This window comes from Frankia sp. RB5 (genome assembly GCF_059816245.1).
In genome coordinates this window covers 40093-58696 of the sequence record NZ_JCBATA010000051.1, presented here as the reverse complement: position 1 = coordinate 58696, position 18604 = coordinate 40093, and the positions used below count along the sequence as shown (strand labels likewise).

The window sequence follows — 18604 nt, the reverse complement described above, 5'->3', positions numbered from 1 at the left end:
CTACATCCCGCGCCCACCACACCTGCACCAGCACCTCCTCGACATCCTCGGCGTCGACCCAACCCGCCCACCATGATCGACATACGGGCCCGTCAACGCATCAAAGCCCCATGTGCGGAAGACGGGCGTCAGAGCCGCTCGATGACGGTGGCGTTGGCCATGCCCCCGCCCTCGCACATCGTCTGCAGGCCGTAGCGGCCGCCGGTGGCCTCCAGGTGGTTGACCAGCGTGGTGAGCAGCCGGGTGCCGGAGCCGCCGAGGGCGTGCCCGAGGGCGATCGCCCCACCCCGCGGGTTGAGCCTCGCGGGGTCGGCCCCAGTGTCGCGCGCCCAGGCCAGCGGCACCGGCGCGAACGCCTCGTTGACCTCGTAGGCGTCCATGTCATCGATGGTCAGACCGGCCCGGGCCAGGACCTTGCGGGTCGCCGGGATCGGCGCGGTCAGCATCAGCAGCGGGTCGTCGCCGGCCACGGCGAAGCTGTGGAAGCGGGCCCGCGGGCGCAGGCCGAGCTCGTTCGCCCGCTCGGCACTCATGATGAGCACCGCGGAGGCGCCGTCGGTGAGCGGCGAGGAGTTGCCCGCGGTGATGTGCCAGCCGATCTCCGGGAACCGGGCGGCCCACTGCTCGGTGTGGAAGGACGGCCGCAGTTTGCTCAGGGCCTCGAAGGTCGTCGCGGGCCGCACGGTCTCGTCGACCAGGTGGGTCGCGGTCGTGCCGTCGGGCAGCGTGATCTCCACCGGGACGATCTCCCCGGCGAAGTCGCCGGCCCGCGCCGCGGCGGCGGCGAGCTCGTGCGACCGCGCGGAGAAGGCGTCCAGCTCGTCGCGGGTGAACTTCCACCGCGCGGCGATCAGCTCGGCGCCGATGCCCTGGTTGGCCAGGCCCTCCGGGTAACGGGCGCGGATGCTCGGGCCGTTCGGGTCCTGGCCGGCGGTGGAGAAGCCCATCGGCACCCGGCTCATCGACTCGACACCGCAGGCGATGACGATGTCGTAGGCGCCGGCGAGCACGCCCTGCGCGGCGAAGTGCGCGGCCTGCTGGCTCGAGCCGCACTGGCGGTCGATCGTCGTCGCGGGGACCGACTCGGGGAAGCCCGCGGACAGCACGGCTGTCCGGCCGATGTTGGCGGACTGCTCGCCCGCCTGGCTCACACATCCGGTGATCACATCGTCGACCAGGGCCGGGTCGAGGTCGTTGCGGCTGACGAGCTGGCCGAGGACGGTGGCCAGCAGCTCCACGGGGTGCACCCCGGACAGGGCCCCACCCGGCTTGCCCCGGCCCGACGCCGTGCGGACCGCGTCGACGATGACTGCGTCTGCCATGGGAATCTCCCTCGTCACCAGGGCCGCCGGATCACTCCGTCGCCCCGCTCGTGTCGCTTCGGTACTGCGTGGCGTGCTCCGACGGCCGCACCCCCACGATCGTCCGGCCTGACGCTACGAGCCCGCTCTTGACGGGGCAACAAGTCGCGGGGAACGCGCATTCCAACATCGTCGCCCGCCACCGTCGTCGCCCGCCACCATCGCCGCGCGTGGGCATCGTCGCGCGTGGGCGTCGTCGCGTGTGGGCATCGTCGGCGGTGGGCGTCAGCCGAGGAGCCGGGGCGGGCGTGGCGGCGGCGACTGCGCCCAGCCCGGGCTCGCCGCCTCGGCGACGCGGCGGTCGATCCAGCGGCGCAGGCCGGCCACGTCCACCTCGTACGGCGGGCGTGCGGCGTAGGGGGCGAGCCCCTCGCCGGCGCGGGTGAGGACCGCGATGCCGCCGCAGGTGTTGCCCCGGGCCAGATGGGTGATGCCGACGGCGAGCTGGGTCAGCGCGCGCCACAGCCCGCGGTCCCGCGCGTCCGCCGACTTCCACGCGGCCTCCAGCACCTCGTGCGCCTGGAACGGCCGACCGGTGTCGAGCAGGTGCTGGGCGGCGGCGAGCGCGGCCGGCGGCGGCAGCACGGCGGGCAGGTCCAGCGGCACCACACCCTTCGCCCCGAAGGGCAGCGGTCGCCCGAGCGCGTCGCGGGGGCGTTCGGCACCGGGCCGCGGCCGGGCCTCGGGCCGCCGGGGATGTGGTGATGTGGTCATCGTCGCTAGTGTGACCAGGAGGCGGCGCATCTGTCACGCGCAGTGATCCAGTTGGCCGGCGTCGGCCCGCGCCGGCCTGCCCGTGGGATCGGCGATCGGGTCACCGACCGGGCACTGTCGATCAGGTGGTCGGGTGTCGTCGATCGCTGACGGTGTCATTCGGCGGCCCCGCGGTTCCTTTGCGTCACTCCCGGGCGCTGGTTACGGTGGTGGCCTGACGACGCCGACCGCGGCGGACGGCCATCGGCCGCCCCGGTGCCGGTCGAGGCCGGGGAGGCTGCGATGTCCCGCGAGGGGTGGACGGGCGAGAACTCGCCGGGCCCGGCTTCGCGGGCCGGCCGGACGGGCGTGCGCGGCGAGCGCCGCGTGCTCACCCATCGTCGGCATATCGACACCTGCCGGGTCAGCGCGACGGCCTGTCCGCGCTGACGACCGCGGCATTCCGGACCTTTCCTCGGCCGCGCCGGACCTCCGGCGCGGATCACCGGCCAGCGCGACGCGGGCCGCTCCCGCCGGACCGGGCACGCGCCCGGCGCGGGGCGGACATGCCGCGGCCGTGGGGAAGGTCGTCGACTTCGGCAGGAACGGCACCCGCCATGAACGATCCCCTCGCACCATCCGGTGGACCGCCCGGCCCCGACCGTCCGGTGCCGCCCGCGCCGTCGCCCACCCGGGGGGCCGCCGGCGACGGCGGCCAGGTGGCCCAGCCGGAGCGCCGCACCGCCGGGCTCGCCGACTTCACCCTGCGTGAGGCGCACGTCCTCGACCGCCGGGGCCGCTTCGGCGCGCCCGTCGACGTCGCCGTGCGCGCCGGCGTCATCCAGGCGATCGGGCCGGGGCTGGCGCTCGACCGGTCCGCCGTCGACGTCGATGCCCGGGGGCTGTGGCTGATGCCGGGCGTGGTGGACTGCCACGCCCACGTGACCCAGTCCACCTATGATCCACTCGAGCTGATGACGACCCCGCTGTCCGGGCGCTACCTGGCCAGCGCCGGCGCGCTGCGGGCCGCGGTGCACGCCGGTGTCACCGGCCTGCGCGACGCCGGCGGTGCCGACGCCGGCCTGCGTGACGCGCTGTTCGCCGGGGTCGTCCCGGGTCCCCGCCTCACGGTCTGCGTCGTGCCGCTCAGTCGGACCGGGCGCCACGGCGACGGCGCGCTCCTCGGCCCCGGCCTGGAATCCGCGCAGGAGGTGCTCGGGCCGGAGTACCCGGGGCGCCCGGCGCACACCGTCACCGCGGCCGGCGACCTGCCCACCGCGGTGCGTGGGGTCCTGCGCGCCGGCGCCGACTGGGTGCTGATCCATGCCAGCGGCGGCGTGCTGTCGGCACCGCCGGTGCGCGGCGGGTCCGCGCCTGACCTGCCTTTCACCCGGGCCCAGCTGACCGAGGCCGTCGCCGAGGCGGCCCGCTACCGCAGGCCGGTGATGATGCACGCGCTCGGTGATCGGGCGGTGGAGACGGCGGCCGCCGCGGGCGCCCGGTCGATCGAGCACGGGATCGGCCTGGGGGAGCGGGCCGGCGCGGCGATGGCCGCGCGGGGCGTGACCCTGGTGCCCACCCTGAGCGCCTACCTCGACCTCGCCGCGCTCGCCGGCACCGGCGTGCTACCCGGCTGGGCGGTCGAACGAGCCGAGGCCACCGCCGCCGCGCTGGCCGAGACCATCGCCGTCGCCCGCGCGGCGGGTGTGTCCATCGCGCTGGGCAGCGACGCCCGGCACCACAGCCGCCACGGCGGCAACCTCGCCGAGATCACCCATCTGCGCCGCGCCGGCCTGACCCCACCCGAGGCCCTGCTCGCCGCGACCGCGAACGGAGCACGACTGTGCGGCGTCGGCGACCGGCTCGGACGCATCGAGACCGGCTATGTCCTCGACGCGATCCTGCTGGACGAGGATCCGGCCGACCTGGAGTTGTTCACCAGGCCGGATGCCGTGCGCGGCGTCTTCGTGGGCGGCCGGGCGGTGCTGGCACATCCGCGGCTGCCCGCCGAGCTCGTTCCGCCCGGCTCGCCCGTCTGGTCCGCGGCGCCCGCCGCGGGCGCGCGAACGCCGGCCGCCGGGCAGACCAGCCATCGGACCTCACCCTGACCCGTACGCCATCGGTGGGAACAGTCCCGACCTGTCGCCGGTATCCAGAACCCGAAACTCGGGAGGTGATTCCCTCCAGGATTCCGGAATGCATTGCGGGAGGTCGGAGGGTGATGTTTTCGGGCGTCTTCGAGGAGTCGGGCGGCGGGCTCCGGAGGGCGGCCGAGATGCGCGTCTGTTCGTCGGAGCTATTGTCGGAGGGGCCCCGGTCGGGTCGGTGTCGTTGCCCGTCGGGGCCTCGAGGTGGCGTCAAGGACGCCGTCCACCGACCGGAGGTGTTTGCTGTGCAGCACGCCGAAACCATCACCGAAAAGATGCGCAGGGCAATCGAGGAGTGCATGTCCTGCTCGGCATTGTGTGAGGAGACCATCTCCTACTGTATGGACATGCCGGGCAGCATGATGAGCGCCGACGACATGCGGCTGATGATGGACTGCGCGGCGGTCACCCGGACCTGCGCGGACATGATGTGCCGCATGTCGCCCTTCCACGGGGGCATGTGCGCGATGTGCGTGCGGGTGTGCGGCGCCTGCGCCGAGATGTGCGAGCGGATGCCGCGCGACGCCCAGCTCGCCCGCCTCGCCCGCGCCTGCCGGTCCTGCCTGGACAGCTGCGCGGCGATGGCCGGCGCGGCGGCCTGACACCGGTCAGGCAGCAGGCCGGCGCCTCCGGGATGCCGCGCTGAGGCCGGCACCCGGTCCCTGCGGTTCGCCCCGGCGCGTGACGCCGGGGCGAACCCGTCGCCCGAGCCGAACGCGACCGCCCTGGCGCGTGCGGTGACTGTGCGATCGCTTCCGCCGCTCACTCCGATCTGGTCCGCGTTGACGTCCAGGTCCGCCCAGGTCGGGCACGAGTCGGACATGAGCGGTGATGTGCGTCGTACACGATGCTTCGGGTGATGTCTGAGAGTTGCGACATTGCAGCGAAATGCACGCAGCGTCATGGGTGTGTCCGTGGTTTCGCACGGAACAAGTACTTGTAACTACCCAGGGTAGTTCGCTACGGTTGCCGGGCACACGTTGCTCCGGGCTGACGCCGAGTTCTGCCCCCGGCCCGGGGTCCCTCCGAGACAGCTGGGGCAGAAGCGGGGGAACCAGGTTCCGCCGGGCGGTCCCGTCACGATCGCCCTTGGGGTTAAGTCGTCTGCACGCAGGCGACCGGGCTTCCCGGCCCGCACCCGACAGCTAACCTCGCAGGCGTACGGGAAGGACTCCACGTTGCCTGTGCCTCGGGAACTCCTCCGGCCGGCCGGCCCGGCCAAGCGGGTCGCCAGATCGGTCGGCGCCTTCTACGGTCCGCGACGGGCCTGGTGGGAGCTGCCCACGTCCTGACGGGGCGACGGGTGGTGGTCGCCGATCGCTCGCCGCCGTCCCATCGTTCTCGCACGGTTTTCGCGGCCTGCCCTAGGTCCTGCCGTGCCGTTCTCGTCGCCGCGCGCCGCCGCTGAGGCGGTGGCCCGGTGAACTGGTCATTCCTCCTGACCTGATCGCCGTTCATGCCGGGGCGTGATCCCTGACCGTGTCCGACCGCGCCGCTCGGTATCGACTGCTTTCCTCATGCACCTGAACAGGGCTCACCGACATTAATTAGTCCGTGCTGCCCCTAAATTTCCGTGCTCATTTTTGGCCGCATCTTCGACGGCCATTGAACTCCCGTATCTGCGCTTGCCGACACCGAAAGAGATGTCAAAGAATGGCTAAGGGAAAGCATCGTAAGCGCGCGGCGCGGCGCCGGGGCGCCACCATTGCCGCGGCCGGCGTGCTCGGCGCGGGCGTCAGCATGCTCGCCACGGCGGGTCCCGCGAGCGCTGCCACCGGCGCGGTGTCCGACGTGACGATCGCCCAGGTGGCCGCGAACGCCGGCCTGTCCGGATGCAGCGGGGTGCCGCTGTCGACCTGGGTGGCCGTGGCCCTCGCCGAGTCCGGTGGGAACACCTTCGCGCACGCCACCGCGGGCGAGGACTCCCGCGGCCTCTGGCAGATCAACATGCGGGCGCACGCCGGCTGGGTGGGCTCACGCAACCTCTACGACCCGGCCACCAACGCCTGGGCGGCCAAGCAGGTCTGCTCCAGTCAGGGCGTCCGCGCCTGGAGCACCTGGACCAACGGCATGTACACCCGCTTCACCGCGCGCGGTCAGGCGGCCGCGAGCGCGGTGGGCGGCGGCGCGGCCATCCGCACCATCTCCTACACAGCCGCGCCGGTCGCCGCGCCGGTCGCCGCGCCGGTCGCGAAGGCCGCCGGCTACCCGTCGCTGGTCAGCGGGCTGGGCTATCGCGACGACGTCCGGCGCATCCAGCAGAAGCTCGCGGACCTCGGTTACCCGATCCAGGTCGACGGGCAGTTCGGCTACCAGACGAACCACATGGTGAGGGACTACCAGCTCAAGCATGGGCTGCTGGTGGACGGTGTGGTCGGGCCGCAGACCAGCGCGAGCCTCGGGCTTTAGCGCCAGGCCGACGGCGGTGCGTGTCACGGCGCCGCCCGTGGGTGTTCCCGACCCATGGGCGGCGCCGTCGCGTGTCCGACGCATGGCAGGACTACCCGCGCGCCGCCCGGGGTATTCCCTGCACCGGCCCACCTGGGCCGCCGGTCCCCGCAGGCAGACGAGTACGGGGTCCGCCCGGGAAAGATTCTCCGTCTGCTGAGGATCTCCGACCGACAAGGATCATCATGGTCGACGAGCGCGCGACCGTGCCGGATCTGGCCATCCGGTGCGGACCTCGGGTTCCCGGCATGTCCGTCGTGGAGCCCTCGTCGTGGGGCGGCTCCGCCACCCGCTGGCGCGGGCCCGGCGCGCTGTTCGCCGTGCTGGGGCCGCTGGAGGTCTGGCGTCCGTCAGGGGACCAGGTGCGCATCGACCAACGCAAGAAGAGGGCGCTGCTGCTGACGCTGCTGCTGCACGCGGACCGCTGGACGTCCATCGAGGAGATGCGGCTGGCGCTGTGGCAGGACTCGCCGCCGCGCTCGGCGCTCGGGAACATCAAGACCTACCTCTCGGAGCTGCGCCACACGCTGCCCCCACCGCCCGGCGCCCCCGCGGACCGTCGGCACGTGGCGGCAGTCGGCCCTGGTTCGGGGGTGCTGTTCCGGCCGGTGGGACCGGGACGAATCGAGAGCCGGCCCGGCCACTACCGCCTGATCGTCCAGCCCGACGAGATCGACCTCGTCCGGTTCGAGCAGGATGTCGAGCGAGGCCGCGCCGCGGTCCGGGACGGATCGCCGCGCCGCGCGGTGGGCCTGTTCGAACGAGCCCTCGGCTGGTGGCGGGGCGACGCGTTCGACGAGCTGCCCGCCGAGGTGGCCGGAACCGAAAGCCTGCGCCTGGAGGAATCCCGGTGGGCGGTGCACGAGGACCTCATCGACGCGCGGCTCGCGCTCGGCGAGTTCGACGAGGTGCTGCCCGTGCTGCGCGCGTTCACCCTCGAGTTCCCGACCCGCGAGCGGCTGTGGGCGCAGCTGCTCGTCGCGCTGGAGCGCAGCGGCCGCCGGGCCGAGGCGCTCAGCGAGTACCGCACCCTCCATCGACGCCTCGTGGCGGACTTCGGCATCGAGCCCGGCGTCGCGCTGCGCCGCGTCCACCAGCATGTGCTGGAGGCGGAACCGGACTGTCCCGGAGCCCGCTCCGGACCCGCGGACGCGCACAGCCGGTGAACCCACGCTGAACCCACGCCGGGTATCAACTCCGCGCATCGGGTCGTCCCCTGCCCCGGCCGACGGACCCACCCGAGGAGGGACGAACCCATGATGGCGATGTACGAGCCGCCGCGGCTGGCGCAGGCAGGCCGATTCTCCGACGTGACCCGCGGTCGCTGGGGCTGGGGCCATGACTACTTCCACCGTCGGTTCGGCTGGGGCGGGCCTGGCTACGGTGGCGTTGTCGGCGGCGGCCCCGGTGATGGTGGATTCGTCGCCGGCGGATTCATCGTCTGACCGGCCGAGCCCGCGGTGACCACGGCGATCTCCGCCCGGCATGCCACGGCCGAGCGATCGGCGCGCCTGCCCCGCCCCAGCTGCTGGTTCGTCGTCCTGGCCGACCGGGATCCGGTGGTGGTGCCGGCTGGCGTGCGGCGTGTCCTGCGCCATCCCTCCGGCCGGCCCTGGCTGGTGGGCGACTGGCCCGACGACGCCATGGTCGTCGCGGCGGCGGGACGTTCGCGCCTGGCCCTCGTCGGGTGCGCCACCGCCAGCCCGAGTCATCTGCTGCGCCTGCTGGTCGCCGCCCGCACCGTGCACGACCTGGACGTCGCGCGCGAGGTCGCGGGTGACTACCACCTGGTGGCCGTGATCGACGGGCAGCGGCGAATCCAGGGCAGCGCGACCGGCACCCGAAGGATCTTCTCGGTGCGGATCGGCGGCCAGTCGGTGGCGGCCGACCGCGCCGACGTGCTCGCCGAGCTCGCCGGCGCCCGGCTGGACCTGACCGCGCTGGCCCTGTCGCTGCTGGACCCGTCGCCGCCGTACCCGCTGGACGAGGTGATGCCCTGGTCGTCGGCCGAGGCGCTGCCGCCCGACCACTACCTGGCCGTGCGCCGCGACGAGCGGGCCGAGGCGGTGCGCTGGTGGCGGGCCCCGGCCGCGGCGCGGTCGATGGCCGAGGGCGCGCCGATCCTGCGGGCCGCGCTCGCCGAGGCGGTGGCCGCTCGGGTCGCGGGCGCGCACACCGTCAGCGCCGACCTGTCGGGCGGGCTGGACTCGACCGCCGTGTGCGCGCTGGCCGCCAGAGGCCCGGCGGAGATCGTCGCGTTCACGGGCCTCGCCCACGATCCCGGGGACGACGACGCACAGTGGGCCGCCCTGGCCGCCGCCGCGATGCCCGGCGTCGCGCGGGAGATCCTGCCCTCGGCCGCTCTTCCCCTCGTCTTCGACGGCATCGCCGCCGTCCACGAATCGCTGGACCGGCCCTCCATCGCGCTGGTCGACCGGGCGAAGCTGCGTGCCGGCCTGGAGCGGCTCGCCCTCTACACCCCGCGCGTCCACCTGACCGGGTTCGGTGGCGACGAGATCGCCGGGGGATCGCCGAACTACCTGCCGGGTCTCGCCCGCCGCAGGCCCTGGACCGCGGTGCGGCACCTGCGCGGCCACCGCGCCCAGCAGGGATGGCCGCTCGCCGCGACCGCACGCGGCATGCGGGCGCGCGGCTATCAGGACTGCCTGCGCGGCATGGCGCGCACCATCGCCGCCGCCCGGCGCGGAGAGCTGGACGGCCGTCGGCGCGCACCCCTTCTGACCGCGCTGGACTGGACGCCGCCGCCCGTCGTCCCCGGCTGGCTGACCGACACCGCCCTGGAACTGCTCGCGGACGCCTTCGCGGACGCGGCCCGCCGCGCCGTCCCGCTGGCACCCACGCGCTGCGCGCACGCGGACCTGTTCGCCATCCGCGCCGCAGCGGGGACGTTCCGGGCCCTCGACCAGATCGCGGACCAGCTGGGTCCGCCCCTGGCCGCGCCGCTGCTCGACGACCGGGTCGTGCGCGCCGCGCTCGCCGTACGACCGGAGGAGCGATGCTCGCCGTGGGAGTACAAGCCGCTACTCAAGGAGGCCATGCGCCAGGTCGTCCCGGCCGAGTGCCTGCGCCGGCGGACCAAGGCCGACGCGTCGGCGGAGGAGGATCGCGGGCTGCGCACGAACCGGGATGTGCTCGTGCGGTTGTGCGACGACTCGCCGCTGGCCGAGCTGGGCCTGGTGGAACCGGACGTGCTCAGACAGGCGTGTCGGCGGGGTCCCGTCCCCGATCACCGGGCGCAGGCCCTGCAACCGACGGTCGCGACCGACGCGTGGCTGCGCGCACTGCGCCGCCGCCGCGGCTGACCGAACGGCCATGAACACCGGGAGGGATCATGGTGGCATTGCGATCGGACGTCATGCGCGCGCCGACGGAGTACGGAGCCGTACTCCTGCACACGGGCAACGGTCAGTACTGGACGCTCAACCCGACGGCGGATCTGGTCCTGCGGGTGATGTTGGCCGGCGGCGACACGGCGGCGGCGGTGCGCGAGCTGTGCTCGTCCGCCGAGGTCGAGCCGGAGGCCGCTCGGCGTGACGTCGAGGGGCTGCTCGCGCAGCTCACCGATGTCGGCCTCCTCGAACCGGCGGCGCCGGCGGACTACTCGCCCGACCGGGAGGCGGGAACCGCCCCGGGCGTGGCCCGGCCGGCGCGGGAGACGGGCGGGACCGGGCCGGAGCAGGCGAGCGGCCCGCGGGCCCGGGTGGAGGCCGGGCCGTGACCGCTCCCATGGCGGTCGAGGAGCCACAGGTCGTGCTGCGTCCGGTCGACCGGGCCCGGGCGATGGCGGCCGTGGGCGCGGCTCGGCTGCTCGCGACCCAGTCGCCGGCCCGGATCCGCCGGGTGCTGACGCGCCTCGCCGCCGGCGCCCGACCGGCGGACTACCCCACCGCGCTCGCCGCCCGCAAGGCCGTCATGGCGGTCAGCCTCACCTGCCGGGGGGCCGGGGGATGCGTGCCCCGGTCGATCGCCACCACCCTGCTGTGCCGCGGCGCCGGCACGATGCCCACCTGGTGCGTCGGCGTGCGCACCATCGCCCCGTTCGCCGCCCACGCCTGGGTCGAGGCCGAGGGCGACATGGTGGGGGAGTCCGTGCCACCCGGGTACCTGCGGTCCCTGGTCAGCGCGGGGCCAGGACGTGTCCGATGGTGAGGGGCCTCGGGGAGCTGTGGTCGCTGCTGCGCGGTCACCGCCGGTCGGTCGCCGCCGCGACCTCCCTCACCATGATCGGTACGGGCGTCGGTGTGCTCCAGCCGCTGCTCGTCATGAAGGTGATCGACAACGCGCAGCACGGCCGGGTGCCGATGTGGCTCATCGGAGCACTGCTCGGCCTGTTCGTCGGCCAGGCGGTGATCGACACCGCGGGTCACTACCTGCTGGAGCGCACCGGCCAGGGAGTGCTGCTGGGCCTTCGGCACCGGCTGATCGACCACCTGCTGCGGCTGCGCGTCCGGGTGGTGGACACCCGCCGGATCGGTGACCTGATCTCGCGTGCCAACGCCGACACGACCGTGGTGCGCGAGGCCGTCGCCTACAGCTTCACCGCGCTGGTCACCAGCCTGATCGGCGTGGTCGGGGCGATCGCGCTGATGGTGTGGCTGAACCCGTGGCTGTTCCTGCTGGTCCTCGGGGTGGTCATGGTCGCGGGCGTGGTGGTGCTGGGCGCGCTGAGCCGCATCCGAGCCGTGTCGGAACGCGGGCAGGCAAGCGTCGGCGGGATGACCGCCGACCTGGAACGCGCCCTCGCCGCGGTGCGCACCGTGCGCGCGAACCGGGCCGAGCGGCGGGAGGCCGTGCGCATCGGCGCCCACGCCGACGCCGCCTACCAGGCCGGCATCCGGATGGCGAAACTCGACTCGATCATCGCGCCCGCGATGCAGCTGGCCGTGCAGGGCAGCGTGCTCGTCGTCCTGCTGGTCGGCGGCGTGCTGGTCGCCCGGGGCTCGGCGACGCTCGGCAGCCTCGTCGCGTTCCTGCTGTACGCCACCTACCTCGTCATGCCGCTGTCCCAGCTGGTCGAGTCCGCGGCCACCATCCAGCGTGGCCTGGGGGCGCTGGCCAGGGTGAACGCGGTGTTCACCCTGCCGCGGGAGTCCGACGGCGCCGCGCTGCGCGGCCCACTGCGGACGGTCCCGGCAGCCCCGGTGCGTCCGCGGCCTGCCGGGTACGCCGTGTCGTCCGCGCGCGCCCGCGACGCCGGGACGGGGCCGCGCCCCGCGGTCGAGTTCCGCGACGTCACCTTCGCCTACACGACCATCCCGGTGCTTCGCGGCATCTCCTTCCAGGTGCCGACGCGCGGGCAGGTCGCGCTGGTGGGACCGTCCGGCGCGGGCAAGTCGACCGTGCTGGAGCTGATCGAGCAGTTCTACGAGCCGGACGAGGGGGAGATCCTGTTCGCCGGCCGCGACGTGTGCGCGCTGTCGCGCCAGGAGGCCCGCGGCTGGGTGAACCTCGTCGAGCAGAACACGCCGGTGCTGCACGGCACCCTGCTGGACAACATCGTCTACGCCGCCCCGGACGCGCCCGCGCGGGACATCGACTGGGTCCTGTCAGCCGCCGGCCTGACCGAGCTCGTGGAGCGGCTGCCCCGCGGCCTGCACACCCCGGTCGGAGACCACGGTGTGTTGCTGTCCGGTGGGGAGCGGCAGCGGGTCGCCATCGCCCGGGCGCTGCTGCCGAAGCCGGCCGTCCTGCTCCTCGACGAGCCCACCGCCCAGCTCGACGCCGTCCACGAACGGGCGCTGACCAGGGTGATGCGTGGCATCGCCGAGGAGCGCGCCCTGCTCGTGATCGCCCACCGCATCTCCACGGTCCGCGCGGCCGACCAGCTGATCGTCCTCGACCAGGGCCGGGTGCTGGCGCAGGGCACCCACGAGGATCTGCTGACAGCCAGCCCGTTCTACCGGCGCCTGGCCGGTGGCCCGATCCCGCCCACCGGCGACGGCGTCAGCGCGCCGGCGGTCGCAGAGCGGTCTTGAGGACCTTGCCCATCGCGTTGCGCGGCAGCTCACCGACGAAGTGGATCGATCGCGGCCGCTTGTGCACGGACAGCTCCCGGGCGACGAAGCCGGCGAGGTCGCCGCCGTCGACGTCTGCGCCGGCGAGATCGGGAGCGACGACGAAGGCGGTGATGCGCTGCCCGAGATCGTCGTCGGGCACCCCGACGACGGCCGCCTCGCGCACGGCGGGATGGGCGAGCAGCGCCGCCTCGACCTCGCCCGCGCCGATCCGGTAGCCGCCGGACTTGATCAGGTCGGTGGAGCGGCGCCCGACGATCCGGTGCTGGCCGTCCTCGCTGATCACCGCGGCGTCGCCGGTGCGGAACCAGCCGTCCGCGGTGAACGACGCGGCCGTGGCCTCGGGGCGGCCGAGGTAGCCGTCGAAGAGGGTGGGCGCGCGGACCTGCAGCTCCCCGACGCTCTCGCCGTCGCTGGGCACCGGCGCGCCGGTCTCGTCGTCGACCAGCCTGGTGGCCACGCCCGGCAGCGGCGGCCCGACCCAGCCGGCGCGGCGCTCGCCATCCACCCGGCCGCTGGTGGTGATCAGCGTCTCGGTCATCCCGTAGCGCTCGACGGGCGCCGCCCCGGTCAGCCGGCGAAGGCGCTCGATGACCGGGACGGGCAGCGGCGCGCTGCCGGAGACCAGCAGCCGGGCGCCCGCGAGAGCGCGCGCGCTGGGCTCGTCCTCGCACACCCGTGACCACACGGTCGGCACCCCGAAGTAGAGGCTGCCGCCCGCGCCCGCGTAGGCGGCGGGGGTCGGGCGGACGGTGTGCACCAGGCGGCTGCCGGTCCGCAGCGCGCCCAGCACGCCGAGGACCAGGCCGTGCACGTGGAACAGTGGCAGGCCGTGCACGAGAACGTCCTCGGCGGTCCAGCCCCAGGCGCCGGCGAGGGCATCGAGGTCGGCGGCGATCGCGGCGGCCGACACCATCACGCCCTTCGGCGCTCCGGTGGTACCCGAGGTGTAGAGGATCAGAGCCGGCGGCGCCTCGGGGCCGGTGGCGCCGGTCTCGGCCCCGGCTGGCGCCTGCGCGCGCTCGGCCACATCGACGGGAACCACGGGGATCGTCAGATCCGGCCAGGCGGCCTCGCCCAGCAGCAGCTCGGCCGCGCAGTCCCGCAGGATGTGGGCGCGCTCGAGCGGTCCGGAGTCGGGCGGGACCGGCACCGCGGGAACGCCGGCCAGCAGAGCGCCGACCACGGCGACCACGCTGGCCATCGACGCGTCGGCGCGCACGGCGACCATCCGCGCACCCGAGACCCGGCGGGCGACCGCCCCCGCCGCGGCGAACAGCTCCGCGCGCGACAGCACGGTGTCGCCCACCGTGACCGCGGGCGCGTCATGGTCCACGTCCAGAGGGGGGAACAGCGTCACAGGCTCGTCCTCTCGCCGCGTCGTGGCGGCGGGGGCGGCCACCTGCCGCGGGCCGCCGTCCCGCCTCCACGACGGTACGGTCCCGGCGGGCGTGGCGGGCCGGTTCGCCGCGCAACGGCTAACCTCGCAGGCTGTGTCAGAACAGGCTGGGTCAGAGTCAGAACAGGCCGGGTCAGGATCCGTCTCCGTCCCGGACCACCCGAGCGGCTCGGCGGCCCCGTCGGCGGCCCCGTCAGAGGCGGCGTCGGCGGGGGCGATCCGCGGCGCGTCGGTCACGGTGATCGGCATCGGCGCGGACGGCTGGGACGGGCTCTCCCCGGCGGCCAGGCGGGCGCTGGCCGCCGCGCGCGTGATCCTCGGTTCGCGCCGTCAGCTCGACCTCCTACCCGAGCCCGGTGCCCCTGCCGAGCCCGGTGCCGCGGCCGTGGTCGTGGGACGTCGGATCCCCTGGCCCTCGCCGCTGCTGCCGGCCCTGCCGGGCCTGCTGGCGGAGCACGGGGTTCTCCCCGTCGACGTCGGTGCGCGGGCCGATCCCGCGCCCTCGGCGTCACCGGCCGGGACCGCCGGCCTGCCCGGCGGCGCCGCCCGGTCGCCGTCCGAGGTGAGCGTGCTGGCCAGCGGCGATCCGATGTTCTACGGGATCGGCACCACGCTGGTCCGGCTGCTGGGCGCGGATCGGGTTCGGGTGCTGCCCCATCCGTCGTCGGTGTCGCTCGCGTGCGCCAGGCTCGGCTGGGCGCGGGAGGAGGTCGACGTCGTGAGTGCCGTCGGCCGGCCCCTGGAGCGGGTGCGGGCGGTGCTGGCGGACCGCCGCCGCCTGCTCGTCCTCAGTGCCGACCGGGACACGCCCGGCGCCCTCGCGGATCTGCTCGTCGACGCGGGCTACCCGGGCAGTGAGCTGACCGTGTTGGACCGGCTCGGAGCGGCGGACGAGGCGCGACAGTGGGCGACGGCGGCCGACTGGGCGCGGGCCCGCGCCGGCTGGCGGGAGGCCGGGGTCGCCGGCGTTCCCGCGTCGGACCCGGGGTTGCGTCCACCCTCGGATCTCAACGTCGTGGCCGTCGAGCCGCGTGCCGACCACCCGTCGGGTCACCGAGCGCGGACCCCCGGGCTGCCCGAGGAGGTCTTCGAGCACGACGGCCAGATCACGAAGCGGGAGATCCGGGCGCTGACTCTGGCCCGGCTGGCGCCCGCCCCCGGCGAGCTGCTCTGGGACGTCGGCTCGGGGTCGGGCAGCGTCGCCATCGAGTGGATGCGCAGCCACGAGTCCTGCCGCGCGATCGCGGTGGAGGTCCGGGCGGATCGCGCGGACCGGATCCGGCGCAACGCCGCCGCGCTCGGCGTTGCGCCGCTGCGGGTGGTGGTGGGGCGCGCGCCGGGCGCCCTGGCGGGGCTGCCGGTTCCGGACGCGGTCTTCATCGGGGGCGGGGTGACCGGCCAGGGCGTGTTGGACGCCTGCTGGGCCGCGCTGCGAGGGCGGGGACGGCTCGTGGTCAACGCCGTGACCCTGGAAGCCGAAGCCGTGCTGGCCGCGTGGTACGCCCGGCGGGGAGGTGACCTGGTTCGGATCGCGGTCAGCCGGGCGGGTGCCGTCGGGGGCTTCACCGGCTGGCGCCCGGCGATGCCGGTGACCCAGTGGACCGTCTGGCCCGCTGAGCATGCGGCGGGCCGCGGTGAGAGCTGATCCGCCGACGCCGTCCGCCCGGCGCGGTTCCGGTCAGCCGAGGCGGTTCCCGGTCAGCCGAGAAGGTCCAGGACGCAGCCGTCCGCCGGGCCGCCCGGCACCGCGTGTCCGGGCGCTGCCAGATGCCGCCCCCAGTGCTCGCCGGCGCCCGCGGCGTCGCCGCGTTCGATCAGGTCGATCAGGGTCGCGTGGGCCAGCCGTGTCGTCCGGCCGAGCGGTCGTCGCTGCGGCTCGTCGCCCGCGCTCGACCTGGCCGGAGCCTCCCGGATGTTCGCGGCGATGGACGCGTGCCCCTGCGGGGCGCTGGTCAGTTCGACGAGATGCTGCAACATCCCGGTCAGGACGGACAGGGACTTGTTGCCGGTGAGCTCCACCACGGCACGGTGGAACGCGGCCTGCGCGGCGGCGAGAGCGGCGGGCTCCTCCCCGACGCTGTCACCCTCCGCGAGGACCGCGCGCAAGGCGGCGACATCGTCGGGACTGCCGCGCTCGGCGAGGAGAACCGCGCACGGCGGCTCGATCACCGAGCTCGCCTGGTGCACGTCACCGAGAGTGGCGCCGCGATGCTCGAGGACCAGCCCGGCGTAACGCGCGGCCACGTTGGGACTGGGCGCGTGCACCCGCGCGCCGCCGTGCGCGCCGCGCCGCACCGAGATCAGAGCCTCCGCCTCCAGCACCCGGAACGCCTCGCGCAGGGTCGGCCTGGACACGCCGAACTGCGTCATGAGGGTGGGCTCGGGGGGCAGCGCGTCTCCCTCCGACAGCTCGCCGCGGATGATGCGCCGCCGCAGCTGGCTCGCCACGAGCTCGGCCGTCTTCGGGACGCGGACCTGCCGCCCGACGGGCGAGACGGTGACGGCGAGGGGGCCAGCTGTGAGCGGTGCGGGACTGCCGGGAAGGCCCGGGACCCGACCACCCGCGGCCCTGCGGCCGGGTTCGGTTGCCACCTGCCCGCCGGGCGCTGCGGGCGATGGCTGCGAGGTGCCTGAGGGGAGTGCCGCCGAGGCGGCTGGCCGGGCCATGAGCGGTCCTCCTGCGGCGGCGCGCAGCGATCACCGAAAGGCGATCGTTGAGCATCGTTGGACTGTGTGGGGTGTTTATGTTAACAGACGTGTTTCGGTGGATTGGTTCGCAAGGGTGCAGATGTGTCCCAGGTGGCGCCCAAACGCGGGGTTCTGGCGCGAACACGCACGCGGCGGATCGGCGTGATATCCGTCTCGTGCGAGGTGCAATACCATCTTTCGTGGGCCGGTGTCAGTGTGTGGTATGGGTCTGTCGTGGGGTGTCGCACCACCCGGCTTTCCTTGCCACCGTCGGCGGCCTGGCCTGCACTTTCGTGCGACCCGTATCTGGAAAGGGGTTTCCGCTCCGGGTGGTGGCTCCGGCTGGCGGGTACGCGACGAGGGGAAGCGGCTGGTCGCGGGCAACGCTGATCGGCCACGCCGGCGCTGGCGGGGAGAGTTCCCGGCGCCCGCGCGGGACGCCGATCGTGAACGCTCATTCTGTCACGTTGTGGTCCTGACATGACACTGCCTGAGTGGACGTGTGCCCCGGTGACGTGCCGGGTCCCGGCGCCGCGTCGACTATGCGTCTCTCGCCGGCGCGCTGATGTGTCGACCTCCCGGTGATTCAACGTCCCGATGACCTTCTCGAGATCCCGGGTCGTGGCCGCCTTTCGCCGCCCTCCCCCCGAACCCGCCCCTTCCAGGTAGGTCGCGCCGCCGGAATTCGCCGGTTTGGACGGACGGGGTCGAAGCTGCTGCGTATCGTCCATATTGACTGTCGGTATCCGGGGTGGCACGTATGGATCCGTCGCCGCGGCCCTTCGGAGCGATCCTGATCCGGCGGACCGTGACCGGACCGGGGATCTGAGTGGGGTATGCGCGAGGTGCGGAAGAACCGTGGGTCCGACGGCGCCGGCGGGCGGAGCACGTGAGCCACCGCCGACGGACGGAAGGCGGCGCCGTACCGGCCGGTTCTGATCGGCCGGAGCCACGGATCAGCCGCCGGCGCGTCATGCTCGCGGCGGCGGCGGGCGCGGTGAGCGCGGCCGCGACCACCGCGATCGGCTCCGCCGGGGCGACGGCGGCCAGCCCCGCCGCGCGCTCCCCGCGCCTCGTCCCGGTCGGCGACCGGAACCCGCCGACCGGTTCGACCGGTTCGGGCGACGGCGCCACGGCCGCGGCCCGGCGAGCGGCGCACCCGCTGGCGGTGCGGCCGGCCCGGGTGGTGCGGGACCTGCTGCCGGACGCGCCGGCCAACGCCGTGGCCCTCACCTTCGACGACGGCCCGCACCCGACATGGACCCCCCGGGTCCTCGAGGTTCTTCGTGTGCACGAGGTGCTCGCCACGTTCTGCCTGATCGGCGTGCAGGCCAGGGCCCACCCCGCGCTCGTGCGGCGGATACTCGCCGAGGGGCACACGCTGTGCAACCACACGATGTCCCATCCCCAGCCGTTCAGCCAGCGCCCGGAGGTGGAGATCCGGGCCGAGATCACCCGCGCTCAGGAGGCGATCGCGGCGGTGGGCGGACGGTCGCCACGGCTCTTCCGCGCCCCGGGCGGTGACTGGTCGGCGCAGGTGCTGTCCGTCGCGGCGGATCTCGGCCTGGCCCCGCTCGGCTGGCGCGTCGACCCCCGCGACTGGGCCAGGCCCGGCACGGACGCCATCGTGCGGGCACTCGAAGCCGCGCGTGCCGGCGACATCCTGCTCTGCCATGACGGGGGCGGTGATCGCTCGCAGACGGTCACGGCCCTCGCGCGGGTGCTGCCCGCCCTGCGGGCACGGGGCCTGCGCTTCGTCGCCCTCTGACTCCCGGCCTCCCGCTGACTCCCGGCCTCCCGCGGCCTCCGCCCTGGCCTGGTGATTCGTCACCT

General features: G+C 74.5%; 16 protein-coding genes and 1 riboswitch. Of the genes, 12 read left to right on the top strand and 4 right to left on the bottom strand.

Features of this window, described 5'->3' with window-relative positions; genetic code table 11:
• Window positions 1–128: 128 nt before the first annotated feature.
• Both AC6EXY_RS23775 and AC6EXY_RS23770 read right to left on the bottom strand, forming a co-directional pair.
• On the bottom strand, window positions 129–1322 hold the full coding sequence (locus tag AC6EXY_RS23775) for a thiolase family protein (protein ID WP_499816943.1): 1194 nt from the start codon (window positions 1320–1322) through the stop codon (window positions 129–131).
• A gap of 264 nt (window positions 1323–1586) precedes the next feature.
• Window positions 1587–2075, bottom strand: a complete 489-nt coding sequence (locus AC6EXY_RS23770; RefSeq protein WP_499816944.1) for a DUF309 domain-containing protein — start codon at window positions 2073–2075, stop codon at window positions 1587–1589.
• Between the two features lie 282 nt (window positions 2076–2357).
• Between AC6EXY_RS23770 and AC6EXY_RS23765 the strand changes: the two genes are divergently transcribed.
• The 10 genes from AC6EXY_RS23765 (at window position 2358) to AC6EXY_RS23720 (ending at window position 12645) form a co-directional block, all read left to right on the top strand.
• The gene (locus AC6EXY_RS23765; RefSeq protein WP_165818361.1) at window positions 2358–2504 is read left to right on the top strand and encodes a hypothetical protein; all 147 of its coding nucleotides are present in this window, start codon (window positions 2358–2360) and stop codon (window positions 2502–2504) included.
• 167 nt (window positions 2505–2671) lie between these two features.
• The gene (locus AC6EXY_RS23760; RefSeq protein WP_499842410.1) at window positions 2672–4162 is read left to right on the top strand and encodes an amidohydrolase family protein; all 1491 of its coding nucleotides are present in this window, start codon (window positions 2672–2674) and stop codon (window positions 4160–4162) included.
• 284 nt (window positions 4163–4446) lie between these two features.
• The gene (locus AC6EXY_RS23755; protein ID WP_499816946.1) at window positions 4447–4803 is read left to right on the top strand and encodes a four-helix bundle copper-binding protein; all 357 of its coding nucleotides are present in this window, start codon (window positions 4447–4449) and stop codon (window positions 4801–4803) included.
• Between the two features lie 420 nt (window positions 4804–5223).
• Window positions 5224–5375, top strand: a riboswitch (cyclic di-AMP (ydaO/yuaA leader).
• Between the two features lie 479 nt (window positions 5376–5854).
• Window positions 5855–6610 carry a peptidoglycan-binding protein gene (locus AC6EXY_RS23750; RefSeq protein ID WP_499816947.1) on the top strand — a complete coding sequence of 252 codons (756 nt, stop codon included), beginning with the start codon at window positions 5855–5857 and terminating at the stop codon, window positions 6608–6610.
• A 224-nt stretch (window positions 6611–6834) separates the two neighbouring features.
• The gene (locus tag AC6EXY_RS23745) at window positions 6835–7815 is read left to right on the top strand and encodes an AfsR/SARP family transcriptional regulator (protein WP_243407506.1); all 981 of its coding nucleotides are present in this window, start codon (window positions 6835–6837) and stop codon (window positions 7813–7815) included.
• Window positions 7816–7905: 90 nt separating this feature from the next.
• Window positions 7906–8094, top strand: a complete 189-nt coding sequence (locus tag AC6EXY_RS23740) for a lasso RiPP family leader peptide-containing protein (RefSeq protein WP_101831834.1) — start codon at window positions 7906–7908, stop codon at window positions 8092–8094.
• Between the two features lie 15 nt (window positions 8095–8109).
• Window positions 8110–9972: an asparagine synthase-related protein gene (locus tag AC6EXY_RS23735; RefSeq protein ID WP_499816948.1), complete on the top strand. Its 1863-nt coding sequence runs from the start codon at window positions 8110–8112 to the stop codon at window positions 9970–9972.
• Window positions 9973–10001: 29 nt separating this feature from the next.
• Window positions 10002–10388, top strand: coding sequence for a lasso peptide biosynthesis PqqD family chaperone (locus AC6EXY_RS23730; protein ID WP_101831832.1), 387 nt, complete (start codon window positions 10002–10004; stop codon window positions 10386–10388).
• Complete coding sequence (locus AC6EXY_RS23725) at window positions 10385–10819, top strand: lasso peptide biosynthesis B2 protein (protein WP_243407503.1); 435 nt, start codon at window positions 10385–10387, stop codon at window positions 10817–10819. Before AC6EXY_RS23730 ends, AC6EXY_RS23725 begins: the two co-directional genes overlap by 4 nt.
• On the top strand, window positions 10813–12645 hold the full coding sequence (locus AC6EXY_RS23720) for an ABC transporter ATP-binding protein (RefSeq protein WP_499816949.1): 1833 nt from the start codon (window positions 10813–10815) through the stop codon (window positions 12643–12645). Before AC6EXY_RS23725 ends, AC6EXY_RS23720 begins: the two co-directional genes overlap by 7 nt.
• Here the strand turns inward: AC6EXY_RS23720 and AC6EXY_RS23715 are convergent.
• A complete protein-coding gene (locus AC6EXY_RS23715; RefSeq protein ID WP_499816950.1) occupies window positions 12614–14044 on the bottom strand; it encodes an acyl-CoA synthetase in 1431 nt (476 codons plus the stop codon). The genes AC6EXY_RS23720 and AC6EXY_RS23715 overlap by 32 nt on opposite strands.
• Window positions 14045–14321: 277 nt before the next feature.
• Between AC6EXY_RS23715 and cbiE the strand changes: the two genes are divergently transcribed.
• Window positions 14322–15728, top strand: a complete 1407-nt coding sequence (gene cbiE / locus AC6EXY_RS23710; protein WP_499816951.1) for a precorrin-6y C5,15-methyltransferase (decarboxylating) subunit CbiE — start codon at window positions 14322–14324, stop codon at window positions 15726–15728.
• Between the two features lie 53 nt (window positions 15729–15781).
• Here the strand turns inward: cbiE and AC6EXY_RS23705 are convergent, their stop codons facing one another.
• Window positions 15782–16675, bottom strand: a complete 894-nt coding sequence (locus AC6EXY_RS23705) for a FadR/GntR family transcriptional regulator (RefSeq protein ID WP_243407501.1) — start codon at window positions 16673–16675, stop codon at window positions 15782–15784.
• A 1093-nt stretch (window positions 16676–17768) separates the two neighbouring features.
• On the opposite strand from AC6EXY_RS23705, the gene AC6EXY_RS23700 reads away from it, so the two are divergent.
• On the top strand, window positions 17769–18539 hold the full coding sequence (locus tag AC6EXY_RS23700; protein WP_499816952.1) for a polysaccharide deacetylase family protein: 771 nt from the start codon (window positions 17769–17771) through the stop codon (window positions 18537–18539).
• Window positions 18540–18604: the final 65 nt, after the last annotated feature.

Excerpts from the sequence above, each read along its gene's own strand:
- AC6EXY_RS23775 (WP_499816943.1), bottom strand. The coding sequence starts at position 1,322 with ATGGCAGACGCAGTCATCGTCGACGCGGTCCGCACGGCGTCGGGCCGG.
- AC6EXY_RS23770 (WP_499816944.1), bottom strand. The coding sequence starts at position 2,075 with ATGACCACATCACCACATCCCCGGCGGCCCGAGGCCCGGCCGCGGCCC.
- AC6EXY_RS23765 (WP_165818361.1), top strand. The coding sequence starts at position 2,358 with ATGTCCCGCGAGGGGTGGACGGGCGAGAACTCGCCGGGCCCGGCTTCG.
- AC6EXY_RS23760 (WP_499842410.1), top strand. The coding sequence starts at position 2,672 with ATGAACGATCCCCTCGCACCATCCGGTGGACCGCCCGGCCCCGACCGT.
- AC6EXY_RS23750 (WP_499816947.1), top strand. The coding sequence starts at position 5,855 with ATGGCTAAGGGAAAGCATCGTAAGCGCGCGGCGCGGCGCCGGGGCGCC.
- AC6EXY_RS23745 (WP_243407506.1), top strand. The coding sequence starts at position 6,835 with ATGGTCGACGAGCGCGCGACCGTGCCGGATCTGGCCATCCGGTGCGGA.
- AC6EXY_RS23740 (WP_101831834.1), top strand. The coding sequence starts at position 7,906 with ATGATGGCGATGTACGAGCCGCCGCGGCTGGCGCAGGCAGGCCGATTC.
- AC6EXY_RS23730 (WP_101831832.1), top strand. The coding sequence starts at position 10,002 with ATGGTGGCATTGCGATCGGACGTCATGCGCGCGCCGACGGAGTACGGA.
- AC6EXY_RS23720 (WP_499816949.1), top strand. The coding sequence starts at position 10,813 with ATGGTGAGGGGCCTCGGGGAGCTGTGGTCGCTGCTGCGCGGTCACCGC.